Source organism: Streptomyces flavidovirens DSM 40150, assembly GCF_000429085.1.
Lineage (GTDB): Bacteria > Actinomycetota > Actinomycetes > Streptomycetales > Streptomycetaceae > Streptomyces > Streptomyces flavidovirens.
In genome coordinates this window covers 1-18,292 of the sequence record NZ_AUBE01000042.1, presented here as the reverse complement: position 1 = coordinate 18,292, position 18,292 = coordinate 1, and the positions used below count along the sequence as shown (strand labels likewise).

Below are 18,292 nucleotides of genomic sequence, written 5' to 3'. Positions count from 1 at the left end.
GGTGGGCGAGTGCGGAGGATACGAGATTCGAACTCGTGAGGGGTTGCCCCCAACACGCTTTCCAAGTCTGTTGGTGCAGTCCACAGCCCTATTCGTAGACGTCCGCCTGCGTTCAGGGCTGTTCACGGGCACCGGTGAATCCGCAGCCAGTACGGCCATGAACGCCGACGTACGGAGATGAATGAGACGGAAACTGAGACGGAGCAGCATGGCCCACACCTGGCACACGTCCGGCTGTAAGACGGGGCCGGTGGCGGCAACCCACACCCCCGCCTTAGGAGGGACTAGCGGCCGTGCCGTACTCCCTGCGGCACGCGGGCGTTTCCCTCTGCATCAAATCGGGAGTGGACCCGACCGAGGTCGCCGCTAGCGCCGGCCACAGCATCGCCGTGCTGTACCGCTCCTACGCGAAGATCCTGAAGGGCGGTTCAGAGCACGCAAACCGTCTCATTGAGCAAGGCCTTGTAGCTGACCAGGAGGGATAGAGGCTCAAGCGCACCGCCCATGCCGCACCAAACCAACGCCAGACGGAGCCGTCTTCGTCTACGGTCGTGAACCCAGGGAGGGATCACCTTGGATCAAGGTTGGGCAGCTTTGGTAGCCGCGATCGTAGGGCTAGTGGGAGCTTTGGGCGGTGCGGCAGCAGGCGGGTACGCAGCCATACGGGGAGCTCGTGAAGGCGCTGAGAGATCAGCCCGAGCCATGCAAGAGCAGGCGAGGCAGCAGGCCCAGGACCAGTTTGAACACTGGTTACGCCAGGAGCGACGGGCGATCTACACCGACGTGCTGCAGGACGCGGACGCCGTCCACAACAAGCTCGCTGACTTCGTCAACTGTCGTTCGGAGATCGGCGATGGCTCTACGGCAGTGGAAGCTCTCCTAGAGTTCGATACAGCGTTCCGACAGCTATGTGGGCGGGCGGCCTCGCTCGCTACCGTGGCGCACCCGGCGGTGTTGACGACGTACCAAAGGGTCTTGAGCCACTGTGATCGCCTCCTCAGCACCGTTCGCGACGTTCACGATGGTCGCCGACCAGGCTTTCCGTGGGAGGAGATCTTGGAGCATCAGAGAGGCATGGCATTGGCAGCTGCGGAACTGATCGGCGCTGTCTCCGTCGACACTCAAGTCGGACCGGCAGAGAGACGCGGTATGCGGTGACCTTGGCGCACAGATGGCCCATACGCACTGGTCAAGGCTGGGACATCGGCGAGAAAGAGTAAGACAGCCGTGACCGCGAAAGGGGTAACCCGAGGCCGGAGTACCCCTTCTGACCAGCTACTTCGCTGATGTCGTGCGGTGGGTGTGGGACTTGAACCCACGGTGACATCGCTGCCCCGACGGTTTTCAAGACCGTCGCGCCTTGAGCCTCCGCAGCGCTCGGACCTGTATCGATACGCCGCTAGGCGACTCGCCTGCCCGTCCTGGCCCACGCATGGCCCAGGGCCCCAGCCAGCTCGGACGCCCCTTCCACAGCCAGGTGGAGCACATCTGCGCCACAGGCCAATGCCAGGGTGCGCTTCCTAATTAGCCCTGTAGCTCTGGCGGATCAGATTTCCCACCCATTCGTAGGACACCCCGCGATCCGTCCATCGGTACGGCGAAGACCTGTTGATCCTCGACAATCACGACGCCTTCCCGACTCTTGAGCTGGGCACCGGGAGTCCAGAACTGGCACAAACCTACATCGTAATTCTCCCCCGCCACATCAACGAGCATTGGATAGCGAAGAACCAGAGCCCCGGGGAACTGGTCAAATATGCTCTGCTCAAAACCGGGCTTAATATGGATGGCAATCGAATCCCAAGTGATCTCAACATCCTGGCCACGGATTAGACGTGCCGCTCGGGACCATTCCTCTGTGTCTTCAAGTGGAACTACCGAGAAATCGGGGGCGAGGATTCTCCTACCTACAACCTCCTGAATGCTCAGCAGATCCTCAACGCATACACGAATAGCATCGGCCCCAGAATGCTCGCTTCCCTCGCCAAGCTCCGCGGAGCCAGCCTGAGCCCCTGTGAATGGATCGATCATTTTGAGCACGTTAGGCGCGTGAAAGTTTGCCAGAAAGTTCAGCCCAGGCAGTACTGATTCCAACCTCTTACCCGTAAGGGAATCGTTACTAGCTTTAATATTTACCCGAGACAACAGGTTCGGAAAAACCATGCGGAGGGTGAGGTTGAATACGCCATTCTCTTCTGTCCCATAGAGGTCGGCGCCCACTCTGCCCTTCGTCACTGTATGCATGACCATGCCGGTACTAGCAAGAGTCACGCCGGACGGATCTAGAATGTCAAACCGCATCTCATGGGAGGGCATTGAGCCCTTCTTCGGCAATCCAATGCTCACCTCCCCCGCGGAGGACTCAACGCCCAGGCCGCCAGGCAACGACAGCTCAACTCCCTCAACGGGAAACGTCACTGGCACTCCGAAATTACCGAAGTCTTGAATAGTCCTCTCCAGCTCACTCCCCTTTTCAGCCGAGACCCTAAAGCTGAACGGAATTGGCCGAACCTGAACGGCGTCCGCAAATCGCGTGATCACCTTTATGGTTACATGGGATTTCCCATTGGATTCCTGGACCGCGCAGACAAGCCCGGGAACGTCGAGCAGTTCTGCGTTCGGCCGTTCCGCATCGACCGAGAAGTCATACCTGTAGTGCGGATCATAACGATTCATCTGTTCGTGTAGGCTATACAGACTCGCGCTGGCATCCCCTGGCTCGAATTTCTTCGACGAGTCATCCAAGTCGGACTGCATGCGGAGCAGCGTCGTTAGACTAGCAACGGCAGTTTCCAACCGATCCCTACCGTCGCGGAGATAGTAGTCCACCACATCAGGGAATTCGGATGCCAATCCGTCAACAAAAGACAGGCCACGCCACTCTACGCTAAATCCCGCTCCCTTCGTCAAGGTTTCGAGCCAGATTCTATTTTCATTTGTTCGATCCAGTGGGGTGACCAGTGACCAGCCAGAAACCAACATGCCGCGATCAGACGTGTACTTCACGAGGCGTTTGAACGATTTCTCAATCTGCTTCTTTTCGGAGGCTTTGAGATTAGCGGCGAATTTCTTAACCTGGAAGACGTGGTAGCGCCCATCTTCGCCACGCAACAGAATATCGATTCCACCGTCTCCACGAGATGGTCGAATCCTCTCTGAACTGGGAAGCCTCCGTGAAAGGAGGATCGCTACAACTTCCTCTACTTCGTCTCCACTGAGGCGGGTCCACTCCACTCTGGCCATAGGAACCATTTTATACTGACTTGCAGCGAACTTCTAAGGTTCAGCGAGATGAGCTCGGCTAGCGTGGGATTATCGACCTTTCCGTCTGAACTAACTTCGCGCTTTCACGAAGCGTGGTGTCTGGCAGGTGGCCGAGAAAACCGCGCTCCGGCCCGGGCGGTCCTCAAGAGCGTCGCGGATTCGGTTGGCCCAGAGCTGGACTGCTCCCTGAGCGAGTCAGAGCTCCCTGGCGGGGCCTCCTGGCCCACACACTGACGATCAACTCAGAACGGGGGCTACCTGCTGGCCTGGCAGGGACACCGGCCTCGCAGGCACAGCATGCGAGGCTTGAGCCAGACGATGGGTGGATGGAGAGGGAGAGCGAGTGTCGCAGCAGACCAACCCTCGGGGGACCTTCTTGCAAATCGCTGAGGCGGTGAAGATTCAAATCCGGTCCAACCCCGAGATGGCCGAGCTCCCGAAGCTGGCGGACCTGATGGAGGCCCATGGGGTGTCCCGCGGCGTCGTACTCCGAGCCTTCGGCGTGCTGCGGGAGGAAGGGGTCGCGGAACCGGTACCCGGTGGCCGCTGGAGGGTGATCAGGGAAGGGAAGCACGCAAACCGCCGGCCACTGGCCGACCGCATCGCCGATGTGATTACGGATGACGGGCTAAAGGTGGGGGAAGCGTTCCCCAGTGCGTCCGCGCTATCGACACGGTTCGGGGTATCACGACCCACGGTGGCCAAAGCCCTGGACAAGCTGGAGGTCGCCGGACTCCTGTCAGAGGGAGGCCAAGGGAAGGTGCGGACCGTCCGAGCCCTGCCGAACCAAGAGGAGCGTTCACAGCCGTGAGCACCACGAGCTTGACTGAGTGGGCCTACCCCCTCGCCGAATCGCTGCTGGCTAAGCCGCTCCCCCGTAGGTGGAAGCACTCGCTGGGGGTAGCGGAGCGAGCCCGAACACTCGCCCCGATCCTCGGCGCGGACGCCGATCTGATGGAGGCTGCCGCAGTGCTCCATGACATCGGCTACTCGCCGGACCTCGCCAAGACTGGCTTTCACCCGCTGGATGGCGCGCGGCACCTCCGAGACACGGCCCACGCCGACGAACGCGTCGTACGTCTCGTGGCGCACCACTCATGTGCGTGGATGGAAGCGGAGGCACGCGGTCTGCGCGACGAGTTGGAGGCTGAGTTCCCCAGGGAGCACTCCCACCTGAATGACGCGCTCTGCTACTGCGACATGAACACCACCCCGGACGGCAGCCCTACGAATCCGGTGGACCGGGTGAACGAGATCGCCGGACGTTACGGGCCGGACAGCCTGATCGGCACGTTCATCCGTCGCGCCGAACCGGAGATTCTCGCGAGCACAGCGCGGGTCCTCGAACGGCTCGCCACCGCCCAGCGTCAACCGATGTAAGGCACCGTCCGCGTCCGGTCCATCGCGTGCTCAATCCTGAGGCGCATGGTCGGGTGGACGTCGAACTCTGACAGGTCCGCTGGGTCGACCCAGCGGACCTGTGTCGTCTCGTCACTCGTGCGAACGTCACCGCCGACCGGCCGCGCGCGAAAGCAGATGCTGAACTGTTGCCGGGCCTCGCCGTCGTCGTACAGCATCACGTGGCCGGGGTCGGTGTAGATCCCCGACATGTCGACGACTTCCGCCTTGATCCCGGTCTCTTCCCAGACCTCGCGAACCACGGTGTCGCTGATGGACTCGCCAACATCATGGCCACCTCCCGGCAGCGCCCACCGGCCGTTGTCTGAGCGCTTGATCATCAGCACTTGCCCCGCGTCGTTCTGCACGAACGCAACAACGGAAGGCACGACGGAATTGGCCGGCGGAGCGTCGGGGTCGTGAAGGTAGTCGATGCGTCCCATGTTCAGGCTCCCTTGATGTCGTGATCTGTCACCTGGCGTGCTCCGCCCCAGGTCTGCTCGATGCTATTCGCGTACGTGTCGAACAGCCCCCCGCCGGGGAGGCGTCGTAGATGGAACACCGGGGCCATGTAGGCGCCGATGCCGTAGACGTGGGTGTTCACCAACATCTCGTCATCTGCCCGGAAAAGGGAGTTGTAGAGCGTGGCATCGTGCAGCCGGAATCCAATGTCCGGATGACTCGCGAAGAGCGGGCGGTAATTCATCAAGGCGTTGCGAATCTTCCCGTCCATGATCCGGTGCCCTTCGTCGATGCCTCGCTGCCTAACAGCAGGGCAATCGGGGTCTCCCAGCAGGATGCGCACCTGGGTGTTCCGCTCCACCTTCGCCTTGAGAAGGTCGTGGAACAGCGGGTCCTCGGACAGCCATAGTCCGGAGTAGACGAGAACGTCGAGGTGCGTCTCCGCACGCGCGTACAGCTCGCGCCACAGGCCCGCAGGCACCATGTGACGGTGCGGATAGATGGTGACGATCTCCGCCTTGCTCAGGTCGGTGGCGCTGTCGACGGCACGGGAATCGCTCCACAGGGTTGTCACGTCGACCTTGAGCAGTGCCGCGGTGGCGTACTGATGGCGCCGGTACGGAACCTTGCCCTGGGTGATCCAGCGCTCGACTGTCTTCGGGTTCACCTCGATCGAGTCAGCGAGATCCTGCACGGTCATGCCCTGCGCCAAGAGAGCTGAACGCAAACGCTCGTTGGACATCTCCACCCCCGATGGGACGTCTAGGGAGCTCTTGACGGTAGCCAGATCAACCTGAGCTGTCCACGAGCGGGGTAAACAACGCCCCCTACCTGCACCGATTCTGATGGTGCGCCAGGAAGCCCCCGGCTCGAAGCCACGAAGTTCGGCCGTGCTACTTGACGCAACTCGATGCGATACCTGTAATAGAGCTACCGCATCACGCAGCACCCGCACCAGCCGGAAGTCCTGGGAAGGCGACGTTGTCGCACGCCGACGGGCTGGGAGCGGAACCGCCTTGAGAACTGAACAGTGAACGAATGATTCGACGGGGTTTCCCCGTCGCTGCGACGGCCGGGTGATGACCGTCGACGACCGTGGTTGATGCCGGTGCTGGGCCCGTGAGGGGTGCGGTCGGCTTGCGGTCGTTCTGCTGGCGCCGAGCAGTGCGAATAGGGCGCCCCGAAACAGCGAGGCTCGGGACCGGAATGCCATGGCCACGGCACCGGTGAAGCTCTCGCGTTCCTTTCTCCGTGATCGGAGATCGTCATGGCCCGCTTACATACGCAGGCGCTGCCCGTGCTGGACCGGCACCGGCAGCCATGCCCACAGCGTCACCACATGACCCGTTGCGCGAGGGAGTCCCGGCGTACCTCCGGTGCTTCTCGCGCGGCTTAGCCAACGTCCGCAGCGCTTGTTCTGCGGCCGGTTGCCTCCCCCGCCCGTCTCGTACGGGCGGGGCTGAGGGGAGCCGGAATCACAGGGCTCTACGCCGGGTTGGTCGTCTCTCTCCAAGACCGCGACCGCGCCCGGTTCCTCCGTCCCTTCGCTTCAGGAGAGATCCGCATGCGTAGCTACATCGGCAACCACCAGGTGCTGAACCCCATGGAGTTCGAAGAGCTGGCGCTGGGCTTCGACGAGCTGCCGCTGGGCCTTGACCGCGACCTGTTCCGTGGCCCGCTCACCCCGGAGTCGCCCGAGGAGCGGGCGGCCCGTGAGGCGGTGGCCCGCGAGGTAATCGCGGAACTGGCCGCCCAGGGCGAGGGCGGTGACGAGATCGCCGCGTGGGACGCGCTGTACGCGGACGCGCTCACCCGCACGGTGCCGTTCCTGCGCGCCGCCCGCGCCGCCGACCGTTCCGCCCAGGCCGGGGATGTGGCGGCATGAGCGAGACCCTGACAGCTCTGGCCGCAGCCCTGCCGCTCGCGGCCGGATGGTCCGTGCACAGCCTGCGGCTGCGGCGCCGCATCGAGGCCGCCCGCCGCGACCCGCTGACGAACCTGATGCGCCGTGAGGCGTTCGAGGCCCGCGCCGGGCGCGACCTGCGCAAGAGCCTCACGTCCGTAGTGGTCATTGACCTCGACGGCTTCAAGGCCCTGAACGACACCCACGGCCACGCGGCCGGAGATGTCGGGCTGGTCATCGTCGCCGCACGCCTGAACGACTGGGCAATCCGCATGGGCGGATGCGCGGCACGGCTGGGCGGAGACGAGTTCGCCGCCGTAATCGCGGCCGCGCACCACGTGGATCTGCAGTCGGCTCTGGAGGACCTGCACGAGACGCTGTGCGAGCCGTTCACCTTCGACGGCCAGCGTGTGGAGCTGGGCGCTTCCATCGGCGCCATCCGCGACGACGGCGACTTGGCCGGCACTCTGCCCGCGCTCATGCGCCGGGCCGATGAGGCGATGTACGTGGCGAAAGAGGCCGGAGGCGGCTGGTACGTCGCTGAGGGCCTGACCCCGGTACGCGAGACGGTCAACGGCCGCCGCGAGGGGCGCCGGGGCACCGGCTGGGAGGTGGCGTGATGACCACCCGACAGTCACTGACCACAGCACAGAAGGTCGTCCTGGCGGCTGCGTTCGTGCCCATGCTCGCCACCGGTGTCGCCGGTGGCGCGGGAACGTACAGCAACATCAGCCACGCCTACGGCAAAGGCACGGCGCTCGGAGCGGTCGCGGCCGGTGAGGGCGCGACCGCCGTCCTGGCGCTCGTACTGCTCGGTCTGACCATGCTGGGGCAGTCCTCCCCGACCATCATCCGGCTGGGCCTGTGGGCTCTTCCCGCCGCCGCCTCAGCGATGGCCGCGACGGCAGCCGATGACCCGGGCCGCACCGTGATCTACGCGGTGACGCCGATGGGCATGTGCGTGTCGGCGGAAGGCATGGCCTTCCTTGCCCGGCGGATCGTGGTCCACCAGGACGGGCGCGACATCGAGGCCGAAGCGAAGGCCGCTGCTGTGGTGCGGGCGCTGGCCTACCACCGGGCCCGAGCCGTGAACCACCCGCAGGCGCGAGTACGGAAGTCGTCCGACCGCACGTCCTGGAAGCTGGCCCGGAAGGTCGGGTTGGGCGACGCGTCGTTGGGTGAGCGCCTGCTGGACATCCAGCGCGAACGCGTCACCAGCGGAGCGGACGCCGCCCTGGCGGCCATGTTCACCGCCCCTTCCGCATACCAGGATGAAACAGCAAAGATCGCCATAAATCGGTTGGGGTCTGACCTGCACGAGTCGGCCCCCGAACCGGTACCCGCCATGCGGGAGGTGCCCGCGCTCCAGTCGGCCGACGTGGAGCCGGACCCCGAGCCGGTTGACCCGGCTCCGGCCACCGAGTCGGGCGAGCCGTTCCCGGTTGTCGCGCCGACTGATGCCGAGTCGGCTGACCTTGAGCAGACAGCCCGTGATCGCGTCCTGGAAGGTCTCGGGTTGCCGACCGAGCCGACTGAGTCGGCTCCGGTCAAGGCGGTCGCCGCCGTGGCGCACACGCCGCGTCGGGCGACCGGTCGGGTACCCGAGGCGGCCCGCACGCCCCGACCGACCCGGACCGCCGACCAACTGCTGAGTGAGGCCCGCGAGGCTACGGCCGACTGGTCCGATGGTGAGCTGACGGCCGATGCGATCCGCAAGGCGGTCCGTACGTCGTCCGCCAACGGCCGCATGCTCCGCGACACGCTCAAGGCTGAGCGCGCCGAGGGCGGCGGCGCTGAGGCGACGGCCGCGTGATGGCCAGCCGTCTTCATGACCCGGACGGCACTCGCTACGGCATCCCCACCTTCGGCTGGCGGCTGGCTCCCGAGGACTATGCGACGCGACGTCAGCTTCGAGCCCGCGGCTTGCGCCCGGGCGGGCAGGACGTCGCCGCGCAGGTGCTGTGGTACTCGCGCCGCTACTGGCGCAAGGGCAAGAGCCCGATTCGGGTCGCCTACCTGTACCGCATCGACCACGCCAAGCCGGTCCGGCCGATGACGCCTGCGAAGTGGGCGGCGCTCGCCAAAGCGAACGCCGCCCAGCGGGTCTGCCCGGAGTGCCGGCGGGACGCCGGATACCGCATCCCGACCTCACTCGGCATGTGCACCACCTGCGCCTACTCCCAAGACCAGTGCGCTGCCTGATGTGCCCCTCCCGTTGAAAGGACCCTTCCATGGGCCTGTACGACCGGATCACGAGCGCCACCAACGACCCGTCGAGCGTGCTGAAGGTGAACTCCGCAGCTCAGGGCGCGGCCCGGGTCGCGACCGACATGGGTCACCCCGGACTGGCCGTTGCCGCCGCCGCAGGGGCCGCGCTTTTCGCGGTGGCCGACACCGTGATGCACGCGCCCAAGGCCAGCGACGGCCCGTACGCGACGTTCGACACCGACGACCAGCGCAAGCGCTGACCTGCACAGCTTTCGCCCAGCGGGGCCCGGACGGTCGGCCTACCAAAGCGCCGTCCGGGCCCCTCCCAACCCCTCCGTTTCCGGAAGGAATCAGCAGTGAATCACGACGACGAAAGCGAACTGTTCAACCGGCTCGAAGCCGACCTGGCCGCCGACTCCGAGCCCAACCAGGGCGGGGAAGTGGTGGACCTGGACAAGGTCCGCTCCGCCCGCGAGTCGGCCGACTCACCCGCCACCGAGCCCACCGCCGACCGTGAGCCGGAGCCGGGTGATCCGGCCGCCCGCGTCATGGTGGACGGCCCCGCGCAGAAGGGGCCGGGCTACCTGGGGCGGCTGGCCGGGGCCAAGCGCCGCCAGGTCGTCCCCGAGTGGCTGAAGTCCCCCGACGAGCTGAAGACGGCCGCCGGTTGGGTGGCGCGGCACTACGGCCACCTGGTCGGGTATCACGTCTTCCGCTCCCCGGCCTACGCCGCCCGCCTCGCACTCCAGTCGCCGCGCGGTGCGGCGAAGTTCATCGGAGGAACCATGCGGTGGGTGGCCGACAAGGAGGGCGAGCCGGTACGCCTGGCCATGGTGGAGAGGGAAGACGCGGCCACCTACCTCAAGCTCTCCCGCCAGCGCGACGGCCGCGTACGACTGCGCACGCTGGTCGTCATCCTGGCATCGGTCATCGGCCTGGGGGCCGCGCTCGCCCTCTACGTGCTGGCCCCCACCTGGCTCGCGGCGGTCTCGGTCGGCGCGGTGCTGATGGCACTCGGCTACGCGGGCGAGTCGCCGGACGCACCGGTCATCAACCGGGCGGTGGAGCTGCCCAAGGCGCAGAAGCTCACGTCGGACATCGTGCTGCGGGCGCTGGCCGCACTGTCGATTTCGCAGATCAACCAGGCCATCGCCAAGGGCCGGGACGGTTTCGTGTTCTCCGCCCCGATCACCCGCGACGGCCCCGGCTGGCGTGCGGAGGGTGACCTGCCGTACGGCGTGACGGTCTCGGATGTCATGGACCGCCGTGACCGCCTGGCTTCCGGTCTGCGCCGGCCTCTTGGGTGTGTGTGGCCGGAGGCGGTGCCGGACGAGCACACCGGACGGCTGGTGCTGTGGGTGGGGGATCAGGACATGTCCAAGGCCAAGCAGCCCGTATGGCCGCTGGTCAAGTCGGGTTCTGTGGACCTGTTCAAGCCCACCGCGTTCGGCACTGACCAGCGCGGACGCTGGGTGAACCTGTCGCTGATGTACATCGCGGGCATCGTCGGAGCCATCCCCCGCATGGGCAAGACGTTCCTGCTGCGTCTGCTGCTGCTCATCGCGGCCCTGGACCCCCGTGCCGAGCTGCACACCTACGACCTCAAGGGCACCGGCGACCTGGACCCGGTGGGGGAGAAGTGCTCCCACCGCCACCGTGCCGGTGAGGACGAGGAGGACATCGAGTACGCGATTCAGGACCTGCGGGCGCTGCGGGAGGAACTGCGGCGCCGGGCGAAGATGATCCGCTCACTGCCCCGCGACATCTGCCCGGAGTCCAAGGTCACGTCCGAGCTGGCCAGTAAGCCCAAGCTGGGGCTCCACCCGATCGTGATCGGGGTGGATGAGTGCCAGGTGTGGTTCGAACACCCCAAGTACGGGGCGGAGTTCGAGGAGATCTGCACCGACCTGGTCAAGCGGGGGCCGGCCACCGGAATCACGCTGCTGCTGGCCACCCAGCGCCCGGACTCCAAGTCCCTGCCGACCGGCATCAGCGCGAACGCCTCCACCCGGTTCTGCATGAAGGTCATGGGCCAGATCGAGAACGACATGGTCCTCGGTACCGGGTCGTACAAGCGCGGGGTGCGGGCCACGATGTTCGCCTGGGGCGACAAGGGCATCCACTACTTCGTCGGCGAAGGCAGTGACGCCCGCATCGTCCGCTCGGTGTACGTGGACGCGGTCATCGCGGAGACGATCGCCTCCCGCGCCCGCCAGCTCCGCGAGGACGCCGGAACCCTGACCGGTCACGCAGCAGGCGAAGCCCCGGAGGCGGACGCGGCAGCGAGCTACGACCTGCTGCGCGACCTGCTGGCGGTCGTCGCACCGGAGGAACCGAAGGTGTGGAACGAAGTCGCCGTCGCGCGGCTGGCCGAGCTGAGGCCGGAGGTCTACGGCGGCTGGGAAGCCGAACAGCTCACCTCCGCCCTCAAGCCGTACGGCGTCCCCACGGGCCAGGTGTGGGGCAAGACCGAGGACGGCAAGGGCGCCAACCGGCGCGGCTTCGAACGCGTCAAGCTCACCACCGCAATTGCGGAGCGTGACGGAAAGCGGGACGCGGGCTAGCCGCACCCGCCGCTAGACCTAGCGGGCACCCCCGCTAGGTCTAGCACCCCCGCTAGCAACCCATATACGCCCTGATCAGCCCGCTAGTGCCTAGCGGGCTGCCCCTCGCGCACCCTCAAGCCGGCCTGGGAGGCCCCTTGTGACCCTCATAGCCGCCGCTAGCCTGCTGACCTTGCTGTTTACGCTCTGTTACGCCGGGCTGTGTGCGTCCAGCCCGTTCGGCAACTGCCGCAAGTGCAAGGGCTTCGGCTACGCGCTCAAGAAGGACAGGCGCGGACGGCTCAAGCCCGGCAAGACATGCCGCCGCTGCCGTGGCGACCGCAAGCGCATCCGCGTCGGCCGCCACCTGTTCAACGTCGCCATGCGCATCCACCGCGACGGCACCCGCTGACCCCAACTCGCGAAGGAGCCCCCCGTGGGTCTGACCATCTCTCTCGTCGTGTTCTTCGGCGTCGCCCTGGCGGTGATGCTCCGCTTCAAGGTCGTCGGCTACGGCGGCGCGTTCGTCGCCATGATGTTCGGCTTCTACCTCGCCTCCACCGGAGCCGCCGACACCGTCAACAGCCTCATGGGCGCCGTGGTTGACGCCCTCCCCGACCTGTAGGAGGGCACGTCATGAACGAACCGATCGTCGCCCGCCACTGGCTGGCGCTCGCCGCCCCGAAAGCGGCCCCCGCCGTGGCCACCTCCACGGTGCTGATCCTGGGGCGGATCTGGAACGCCAACGGCGCTGAACACAGCGTCGGCAACGCGGCCTTGATGGTCGTGCTCGCTGCCGGGGCCGCGACCGCCGGCGCTTTCGCCTCCGCTGGCCGCGCGGGTGATCCGGTCATCGCCGGTGCCGCGTTCGCCGCCTCCGGTGGCCTCGCCCTCGCGGGCGTAGCCGGATACGCCGATGGCCTGCCGCTGCCGCTGCTGCTGTGGGCGCTGGCCACCGCCGTCGCCTATGGCCTGGCCGCCCGCTACTGGCGCACCGACCACCGCGACCACCTCGCCCACCACCGGCACAGCGTCGAACGGCGCGAGGAGCACGCCCACGTCGAACGCGTCGAAGCCCTACGCGCCGGGGCACAGATCGAGGTCGCCCGCGAGGGTGCCCAGTACGCCCAGGCGCTCGCCCAGGCGCTCACCGCCCGCGCCGCGCTGCCCGGCTTCGACCCTGCCCAGCTCACCCGGGCAGGGCTGCCCGAACTGCCCGCCGTCAACACCACCAAGGAGGACTGGTGAACCGCCTTCCCCGGCTGCGTATCCAGCGCGCGACCTTCCCCCGTCCGGCGCTGATCCTGACCGACACGCCTCGCCCCGACTGCCGCGACTGCGACGGCATCGGCGGTATCGAGCACCCCTACGGCCACCCCGAGACCGGTGAGTACGAGGACTCGGACTGGGAGCCCTGCCACTGCTGGAACGAGGGCCTGCGATGGGTCCTGCTGCCGCTACCGCGGCTGCCCCAGCGCTGGCACCGCCAGCCCACCGGCTACAGCGACGAACCGCCGTTCTAAGCCCAACCGAGAGGAAGCCATGTTCGAGATCCGCGTCATCTGCGACCCGGCCGACGCCGACCGCATCACCACCACCCTGAACACTCTGTTCGACACCGGAGCCGTACGCCGCTACCCGTCGCGCAGCACGGCAAAGGACCGGTTGTACGTCACCGCCGACCACCAGCCGAACGCGCAGACCTGGCCGACGCCGGAAGAGGCGTACGCCACCGCCCCGAGCATCATCAGCGAAATCGGCTGGACCGCCCAGGCCGCCACAGACAAGCCGCGCGGCTGGAAGCTCGAACGAGACTTCTGGCTCCGCAAGGCCGCCGTCCTGGACCGCATCGCTCTCCAGGACGAGAGCGACGGCATCCACGGCGATGCCTGCGCTCTGGCACGGCAGGCAGGTCAGCGGGTGATGGACATGGACGCCGCCGTCTGCACCACCTGCGACGTGCGCCCGTACGTCCGTCAGCAGTACGCCCAGTGGGTCAAGAGCAAGAGCCAGTAGATACGCCCGGGGCGGTCGCCTCTCTCCAAAGACCGCGACCGCCCCGGCTCTCCGTCCCTTCGCAGAAACGAGGAGAACCCCCAGCATGACATCAACCCTTACCCCGGCGCTGCTGCGCGCCGCAGTCGCTGCCGCTAAGCGCGGCTGGCCCGTCTTCCCCCTGCGGCCCGGTGACAAGCGGCCCGCCGGGCACCCCGAACGGGCCTGCCCCCGCTCCGGCCGGTGCACCGAGGGGCACCGCACCCCCGAGCAGCGCGCCACCCTCGACGCCGGGCACATCACCGCGTGCTGGCAGGCGGCCCCGTACAACGTCGGCATCGCCACCGGCCCCGCCCAACTCGTGGTGGTGGACCTCGACATCCCCAAGGACGAGACGGACACCGCACCGCCCGAGTGGGCGGGGATGGCGGACGGCCTGGACGTGTTCGCCGTGCTGTGCGAGCGCGCGGGGGAGCGGCTGCCGTTCGAGACGTACACGGTGCGCACCCGCCGTGGCGGACAGCACCTGTACTTCACCGCCCCTGAGGGAAAGACGCTACGCAGCACGGGCGGCAGCCTGGGGTGGAAGGTCGATACCCGCGCTTGGGGCGGGTACGTGGTTGCGGCCGGCAGCGTGGTGGGCGGCGCGCCGTACGAGATCATTCACGAGGCCCCTGCCGCCCCCCTCCCTGCGTGGCTCAGTGACCTGCTGACCCCCAAGCCCGCACCGGCCCCGATGCCGCTGTCGGAGCTGTCGGCCCGGATGCGCAACGCCACCGCCTACAGCACCACCGCCATGCGGGGGGAGCTGGAAAAGGTGCTGTCCGCCCGCGAGGGCGGTCGTAATCGTGCGGTGTACGGCGCGGCCTACGCGCTGGCCCGGCTGGTCCGCACCGGCGACCTCACGGAGACCGCCGTCACCAGCGAGCTGATGAGCGCCGGGCAGTCGATCGGCCTGCCCGCTTCCGAGTGCCGCACCGCGATCCGCTCCGGCCTGATCCGGGGCGGCGCTGGGGAGGCGAGTGCGGCATGAGTGCACAGCCTGTGGACAGTTCCGAGCTGTGGGCCGGATTCGAGGCCCTGGACGCACAGCAGGCAACAGCGGCGCCGTGGGAGGAGCCGATCCCGCTCACCGCACGGCGGGAACTGCCGGCCTTTCCCACGGAGGTCTTCCCGGCCTGGCTGGGGGACTACGTGCGCGCGGTCGCTGAGGAGACGCAGACGCCGGTGGACATGGCCGCTTCCCTCGCGCTGGCGGTGCTGGGAACTGCTGCTGGGGGCCGCGCCGTGGTGGAGGTCCGGGGTCGGTGGCGTGAGCCCGTGAACGTGTTCGTGGTCGTCGCTCTGCCGCCGGGCAACCGCAAGAGCGCCGTGTTCAACCTCATGGCTGACCCGCTCTACCGCTGTGAGGCGCTGCTGGTCACACAGTCGGCCGGGCGGATCGTGGGGGCGGAGATCACCGCCAGGCTCGCCAAGGAGGTCGCGGACAACGCGGCAGCCAAGGCAGCCCGCGCCGACGCGGACAAGCGGGACCAGCTCGTAGCTGAGGCCATCGGCCTGGCACAGGCTGCTGAGGCGGTCACGGTGCCCGCCAAACCCCGGCTGCTGGCCGATGACGCCACCCCCGAAGTCATCGCCTCGCTGCTGGCCGAACAGGGCGGCAGGCTCTCCGTCATGTCGGCGGAGGGCGGCATCTTCGACATCATTGCCGGGCGCTACTCCGGCACCCCCAACCTGGACGTGTTCCTGCGTGGGCAGGCAGGCGACCGGCTGAGGGTGGACCGCCGGGGCCGTGAGGAGTTCATCGAATCCCCCGCCCTGACCATGGGATTGACGGTGCAGCCATCCGTCCTGGAGGACATCGGCCGCATCAAGGGCGCCAACGACCGGGGCCTGTTGGCCAGGTTCTTCTACTCGCTGCCCACCTCCCTGGTTGGGCACCGCAAGATCCTGCCCGAACCGATCCCGGACGCGGTGGCCGCGACCTACGAGGAGAACGTCACCGCCCTGACCATGTTCCTCGCGGACTGGACCGACGCGGCGGTACTCCAGCTCTCCCCGGAGGCGGGCGACGTGCTCGTCACGTTCGAGGAAAGGCAGGAACCGCGGCTTCGCCCGCGCGGCGGAGACCTCGCCCATGTCGGGAACTGGGCCAACAAGTTGGGCGGCTCAACCTGCCGCCTGGCAGGTCTCCTGCACCTGGCCGCGCACCCCACGAACGGGCATACCGAGCCCGTCAGCGCGGACACCATGCGTGCGGCGGTGAAGCTGATCGACTACTTCACCGGCCACGCCCTGGTGGTCTTCGACCTCATGGGCGCCGACCACACCGCCAACCGCGCCCACACGGTGCTGGAGCTGCTGCGAACCCAGCAGTGGAGCGAGGTCAGCAAGCGCGACCTGATGGTGAAGCTCTCCCGCTCGGAGTTCCCCACGGTCGCTGACCTGGACCCCGCGTTGGACCTGCTGGAGGACCACGGATACGTCCGCTGCCAGCCCGCCGTGCGCACCGGAGGCAGGGGCCGGCCACCGTCCCCGCGCTACCTCATCCACCCCCAGCTGAGCGACCCAGCCATCTGACCTCCGCCACAGAAACCACAGAATCACAGAAATAACCCCGCCCCGCCCCTGACCTGCACAAACGCCGTCAGGGGCGGCAGGCAGGCCGCCGCCACAGAAACCCACGGAAGTCCCACACAAATACCCGCCCACCCCGGGCCCCTTATTTCTGTGGGACTTCCCGTGATTTCTGTGGCAGCCCTCCCCACCGGAGTTCTCGCAGGTCAGAGCACCTGCCCCGGCTTTCTGTGTATTTCGTGGTTTCTGTGGCGGCCCGCCAAGGAGCGAGCCGATGCACGACACCCATGACGCCGCGCCTCTCGCGGCAGATGACCCAACGCTGGTCCTGCTCAAGGTCGAAGAGGCTGCCCGCAGGCTCCGCATCGGGCGAACCCTCTGCTTCCACCTGATCGCCTCCGGCGAGCTGGAATCGATCCCTGTAGGCCGACTGCGCCGCGTGCCCGTGGCTGCCCTTCACGAGTACGTGGAACGGCGCCGTCAAGCCCACCGGTCCACCCCCACCGCTGCCTGAGGAGGCTGCCTGTGACAGAGAAGAAGCGCACTCGACAGCCCAACGGCGCGTCGTCCATCTACCTCGGTAACGACGGGAAGTGGCACGGCCGCGTGACCGTTGGCGTACGGCCGGACGGCAAGCCGGATCGCCGCCACATTGAGCGAAAGACCCGAGCCGAAGTCACCGTTGCTGTCCGCGAGCTGGAACGCCAGCGCAAGGATGGCAAAGTCCGGAAGGCGGGACAGCAGTGGACCATCAAGACGTGGCTTGAACACTGGGTTGAGAACATCGCCAAGAAGTACGTCAGCGAGAACAGTTACGACGGCTACGAGGTGGATGTCCGCGTCCACCTCGTGCCCGGCCTGGGTGCCCACAAGCTGGAGCGGCTGGAACCCGAACACCTCGAAGAGTTCTACGAGCGGATGCAGAAGAACGGCAGCTCAGCCGGAACCGCACACCACGCTCACCGGACGATCCGCGTCGCGCTGGGCGAAGCCGTCCGGCGTGGCCACGTCACCAAGAACGTTGCCGAGATCGCGAAAGCCCCTCGGCTCGACGAGGAGGAGATCGAGCCGTACACGATCGAGGAGATCCAGAGTCTCCTGTTGGAGGCCTCGAAGCGCCGCAACAGCGCCCGCTGGGTCATCGCCCTGGCACTCGGCTTGCGCCAGGGCGAAGCGCTCGGACTCAAGTGGGAAGACGTTTACCTGGACGCCGGATACATCCGCATCCGGAAGAACCGCCTGCGGCCCAAGTACGAGCATGGCTGCGGGGACACTTGCGGCCGCAAGCCGGGCTACTGCCCGGAGCGGAGGCAGATCCGCCGGGAGCACAAGAACACCAAGTCGCGTGCCGGCCGCCGCACCATCGGCCTTCCGGTGCCGCTCATCAAGCTCCTGCACAAGCACCGGGAGGAGCAGAACCGGGAGCGGAAAGAGGCCGGGGAGGACTGGGAGGATAAGGGTTACGTCTTCGCCCAGCCGACCGGTGGCCCGCTCATCCCGAACACCGACTACCACCACTGGAAGAAACTGCTGGAGGACGCGGGCGTACGAGACGGGCGACTCCATGACGCTCGGCACACTGCCGGGACAGTGCTGCTCTTGCTCGGGGTCCCCGATGTGGTGGTGGACGCCATCATGGGCTGGGAGCCCGGGGGGTCCGCGAGGATGCGCGCCCGGTACATGCACGTCACCGGTCCGCTCTTGAAGAAGGTCGCCAAGCAGGTTGGTGACGCGCTCTGGGGCGCCGACGAAAGAGCGGGCGAGGACGCTGCGGAAGGCCCGATCGGAAGCCCCTCAGACTCCAACTGAGACGGAAACTGAGACGGAAGATCACGAAGGGCCCCACCGCTCAGCGGTGGGGCCCTTCGTTTGCCCAGGTGGGCGAGTGCGGAGGATACGAGATTCGAACTCGTGAGGGGTTGCCCCCAACACGCTTTCCAAG

The 18,292-nt window shown here is 66.9% G+C and carries 20 protein-coding genes; 17 read left to right on the top strand and 3 right to left on the bottom strand.

What is annotated here, in order from left to right:
- Positions 1 to 1,524 precede the first annotated feature (1,524 nt).
- The gene (locus G412_RS38775; protein WP_157839206.1) at positions 1,525 to 3,243 is read right to left on the bottom strand and encodes a restriction endonuclease; all 1,719 of its coding nucleotides are present in this window, start codon (positions 3,241 to 3,243) and stop codon (positions 1,525 to 1,527) included.
- A 364-nt stretch (positions 3,244 to 3,607) separates the two neighbouring features.
- Between G412_RS38775 and G412_RS0130325 the strand changes: the two genes are divergently transcribed.
- Together G412_RS0130325 and G412_RS0130320 are read left to right on the top strand one after the other, a co-directional pair.
- Positions 3,608 to 4,075: a GntR family transcriptional regulator gene (locus G412_RS0130325; protein ID WP_028815316.1), complete on the top strand. Its 468-nt coding sequence runs from the start codon at positions 3,608 to 3,610 to the stop codon at positions 4,073 to 4,075.
- Positions 4,072 to 4,644 (top strand): HD domain-containing protein, encoded by a 573-nt coding sequence (locus G412_RS0130320; protein WP_028815315.1) that lies wholly within the window; start codon positions 4,072 to 4,074, stop codon positions 4,642 to 4,644. The genes G412_RS0130325 and G412_RS0130320 overlap by 4 nt, the downstream gene beginning before the upstream one ends.
- Here the strand turns inward: G412_RS0130320 and G412_RS0130315 are convergent.
- Complete coding sequence (locus tag G412_RS0130315; protein ID WP_028815314.1) at positions 4,632 to 5,105, bottom strand: NUDIX domain-containing protein; 474 nt, start codon at positions 5,103 to 5,105, stop codon at positions 4,632 to 4,634. The two genes, G412_RS0130320 and G412_RS0130315, sit on opposite strands and share 13 nt — an antisense overlap.
- 2 nt (positions 5,106 to 5,107) lie before the next feature.
- Positions 5,108 to 5,866 carry a helix-turn-helix domain-containing protein gene (locus G412_RS0130310; protein WP_028815313.1) on the bottom strand — a complete coding sequence of 253 codons (759 nt, stop codon included), beginning with the start codon at positions 5,864 to 5,866 and terminating at the stop codon, positions 5,108 to 5,110.
- 822 nt (positions 5,867 to 6,688) lie between these two features.
- Here G412_RS0130310 and G412_RS0130305 point away from each other — a divergent pair.
- The 15 genes from G412_RS0130305 (at position 6,689) to G412_RS36740 (ending at position 18,159) form a co-directional block, all read left to right on the top strand.
- Positions 6,689 to 7,009: a hypothetical protein gene (locus G412_RS0130305; RefSeq protein ID WP_028815312.1), complete on the top strand. Its 321-nt coding sequence runs from the start codon at positions 6,689 to 6,691 to the stop codon at positions 7,007 to 7,009.
- Positions 7,006 to 7,647: a GGDEF domain-containing protein gene (locus tag G412_RS0130300; protein WP_028815311.1), complete on the top strand. Its 642-nt coding sequence runs from the start codon at positions 7,006 to 7,008 to the stop codon at positions 7,645 to 7,647. Before G412_RS0130305 ends, G412_RS0130300 begins: the two co-directional genes overlap by 4 nt.
- Positions 7,647 to 8,840 carry a hypothetical protein gene (locus tag G412_RS0130295; protein WP_028815310.1) on the top strand — a complete coding sequence of 398 codons (1,194 nt, stop codon included), beginning with the start codon at positions 7,647 to 7,649 and terminating at the stop codon, positions 8,838 to 8,840. The genes G412_RS0130300 and G412_RS0130295 overlap by 1 nt, the downstream gene beginning before the upstream one ends.
- The gene (locus tag G412_RS0130290; protein WP_051338713.1) at positions 8,840 to 9,229 is read left to right on the top strand and encodes an RRQRL motif-containing zinc-binding protein; all 390 of its coding nucleotides are present in this window, start codon (positions 8,840 to 8,842) and stop codon (positions 9,227 to 9,229) included. The genes G412_RS0130295 and G412_RS0130290 overlap by 1 nt, the downstream gene beginning before the upstream one ends.
- Before the next feature lie 29 nt (positions 9,230 to 9,258).
- Positions 9,259 to 9,495 (top strand): hypothetical protein, encoded by a 237-nt coding sequence (locus G412_RS0130285; RefSeq protein WP_028815308.1) that lies wholly within the window; start codon positions 9,259 to 9,261, stop codon positions 9,493 to 9,495.
- 96 nt (positions 9,496 to 9,591) lie between these two features.
- Complete coding sequence (locus tag G412_RS0130280; protein WP_028815307.1) at positions 9,592 to 11,799, top strand: cell division protein FtsK; 2,208 nt, start codon at positions 9,592 to 9,594, stop codon at positions 11,797 to 11,799.
- Positions 11,800 to 11,938: 139 nt separating this feature from the next.
- Positions 11,939 to 12,190, top strand: coding sequence for a hypothetical protein (locus G412_RS0130275; RefSeq protein ID WP_028815306.1), 252 nt, complete (start codon positions 11,939 to 11,941; stop codon positions 12,188 to 12,190).
- 24 nt (positions 12,191 to 12,214) lie between these two features.
- Positions 12,215 to 12,403: a hypothetical protein gene (locus G412_RS0130270; protein ID WP_028815305.1), complete on the top strand. Its 189-nt coding sequence runs from the start codon at positions 12,215 to 12,217 to the stop codon at positions 12,401 to 12,403.
- A gap of 11 nt (positions 12,404 to 12,414) precedes the next feature.
- Positions 12,415 to 13,026 carry a hypothetical protein gene (locus G412_RS0130265; protein WP_028815304.1) on the top strand — a complete coding sequence of 204 codons (612 nt, stop codon included), beginning with the start codon at positions 12,415 to 12,417 and terminating at the stop codon, positions 13,024 to 13,026.
- Positions 13,020 to 13,301, top strand: coding sequence for a hypothetical protein (locus G412_RS0130260; protein WP_028815319.1), 282 nt, complete (start codon positions 13,020 to 13,022; stop codon positions 13,299 to 13,301). The genes G412_RS0130265 and G412_RS0130260 overlap by 7 nt, the downstream gene beginning before the upstream one ends.
- 19 nt (positions 13,302 to 13,320) lie before the next feature.
- Entirely contained in the window at positions 13,321 to 13,794 is a 474-nt protein-coding gene (locus tag G412_RS0130255) for a hypothetical protein (RefSeq protein ID WP_028815303.1), read from the top strand.
- A gap of 85 nt (positions 13,795 to 13,879) precedes the next feature.
- Complete coding sequence (locus tag G412_RS0130250) at positions 13,880 to 14,806, top strand: bifunctional DNA primase/polymerase (RefSeq protein WP_028815302.1); 927 nt, start codon at positions 13,880 to 13,882, stop codon at positions 14,804 to 14,806.
- Positions 14,803 to 16,353: a YfjI family protein gene (locus G412_RS0130245; protein ID WP_167546504.1), complete on the top strand. Its 1,551-nt coding sequence runs from the start codon at positions 14,803 to 14,805 to the stop codon at positions 16,351 to 16,353. The genes G412_RS0130250 and G412_RS0130245 overlap by 4 nt, the downstream gene beginning before the upstream one ends.
- A gap of 271 nt (positions 16,354 to 16,624) precedes the next feature.
- Complete coding sequence (locus G412_RS0130240) at positions 16,625 to 16,864, top strand: excisionase family DNA-binding protein (protein ID WP_028815300.1); 240 nt, start codon at positions 16,625 to 16,627, stop codon at positions 16,862 to 16,864.
- A gap of 11 nt (positions 16,865 to 16,875) precedes the next feature.
- Positions 16,876 to 18,159: a tyrosine-type recombinase/integrase gene (locus G412_RS36740; RefSeq protein ID WP_051338712.1), complete on the top strand. Its 1,284-nt coding sequence runs from the start codon at positions 16,876 to 16,878 to the stop codon at positions 18,157 to 18,159.
- The last annotated feature ends 133 nt before the right edge of the window (positions 18,160 to 18,292 follow it).

Bases quoted from the DNA above. Each gene is read 5' to 3' on its own strand.
- G412_RS0130310 (WP_028815313.1), bottom strand. From the start codon at position 5,866: ATGTCCAACGAGCGTTTGCGTTCAGCTCTCTTGGCGCAGGGCATGACC.
- G412_RS0130295 (WP_028815310.1), top strand. From the start codon at position 7,647: ATGACCACCCGACAGTCACTGACCACAGCACAGAAGGTCGTCCTGGCG.
- G412_RS0130255 (WP_028815303.1), top strand. From the start codon at position 13,321: ATGTTCGAGATCCGCGTCATCTGCGACCCGGCCGACGCCGACCGCATC.
- G412_RS0130290 (WP_051338713.1), top strand. From the start codon at position 8,840: ATGGCCAGCCGTCTTCATGACCCGGACGGCACTCGCTACGGCATCCCC.
- G412_RS38775 (WP_157839206.1), bottom strand. From the start codon at position 3,243: ATGGCCAGAGTGGAGTGGACCCGCCTCAGTGGAGACGAAGTAGAGGAA.
- G412_RS0130265 (WP_028815304.1), top strand. From the start codon at position 12,415: ATGAACGAACCGATCGTCGCCCGCCACTGGCTGGCGCTCGCCGCCCCG.
- G412_RS0130240 (WP_028815300.1), top strand. From the start codon at position 16,625: ATGCACGACACCCATGACGCCGCGCCTCTCGCGGCAGATGACCCAACG.
- G412_RS0130305 (WP_028815312.1), top strand. From the start codon at position 6,689: ATGCGTAGCTACATCGGCAACCACCAGGTGCTGAACCCCATGGAGTTC.
- G412_RS0130285 (WP_028815308.1), top strand. From the start codon at position 9,259: ATGGGCCTGTACGACCGGATCACGAGCGCCACCAACGACCCGTCGAGC.
- G412_RS0130245 (WP_167546504.1), top strand. From the start codon at position 14,803: ATGAGTGCACAGCCTGTGGACAGTTCCGAGCTGTGGGCCGGATTCGAG.
- G412_RS0130250 (WP_028815302.1), top strand. From the start codon at position 13,880: ATGACATCAACCCTTACCCCGGCGCTGCTGCGCGCCGCAGTCGCTGCC.
- G412_RS0130315 (WP_028815314.1), bottom strand. From the start codon at position 5,105: ATGGGACGCATCGACTACCTTCACGACCCCGACGCTCCGCCGGCCAAT.
- G412_RS0130300 (WP_028815311.1), top strand. From the start codon at position 7,006: ATGAGCGAGACCCTGACAGCTCTGGCCGCAGCCCTGCCGCTCGCGGCC.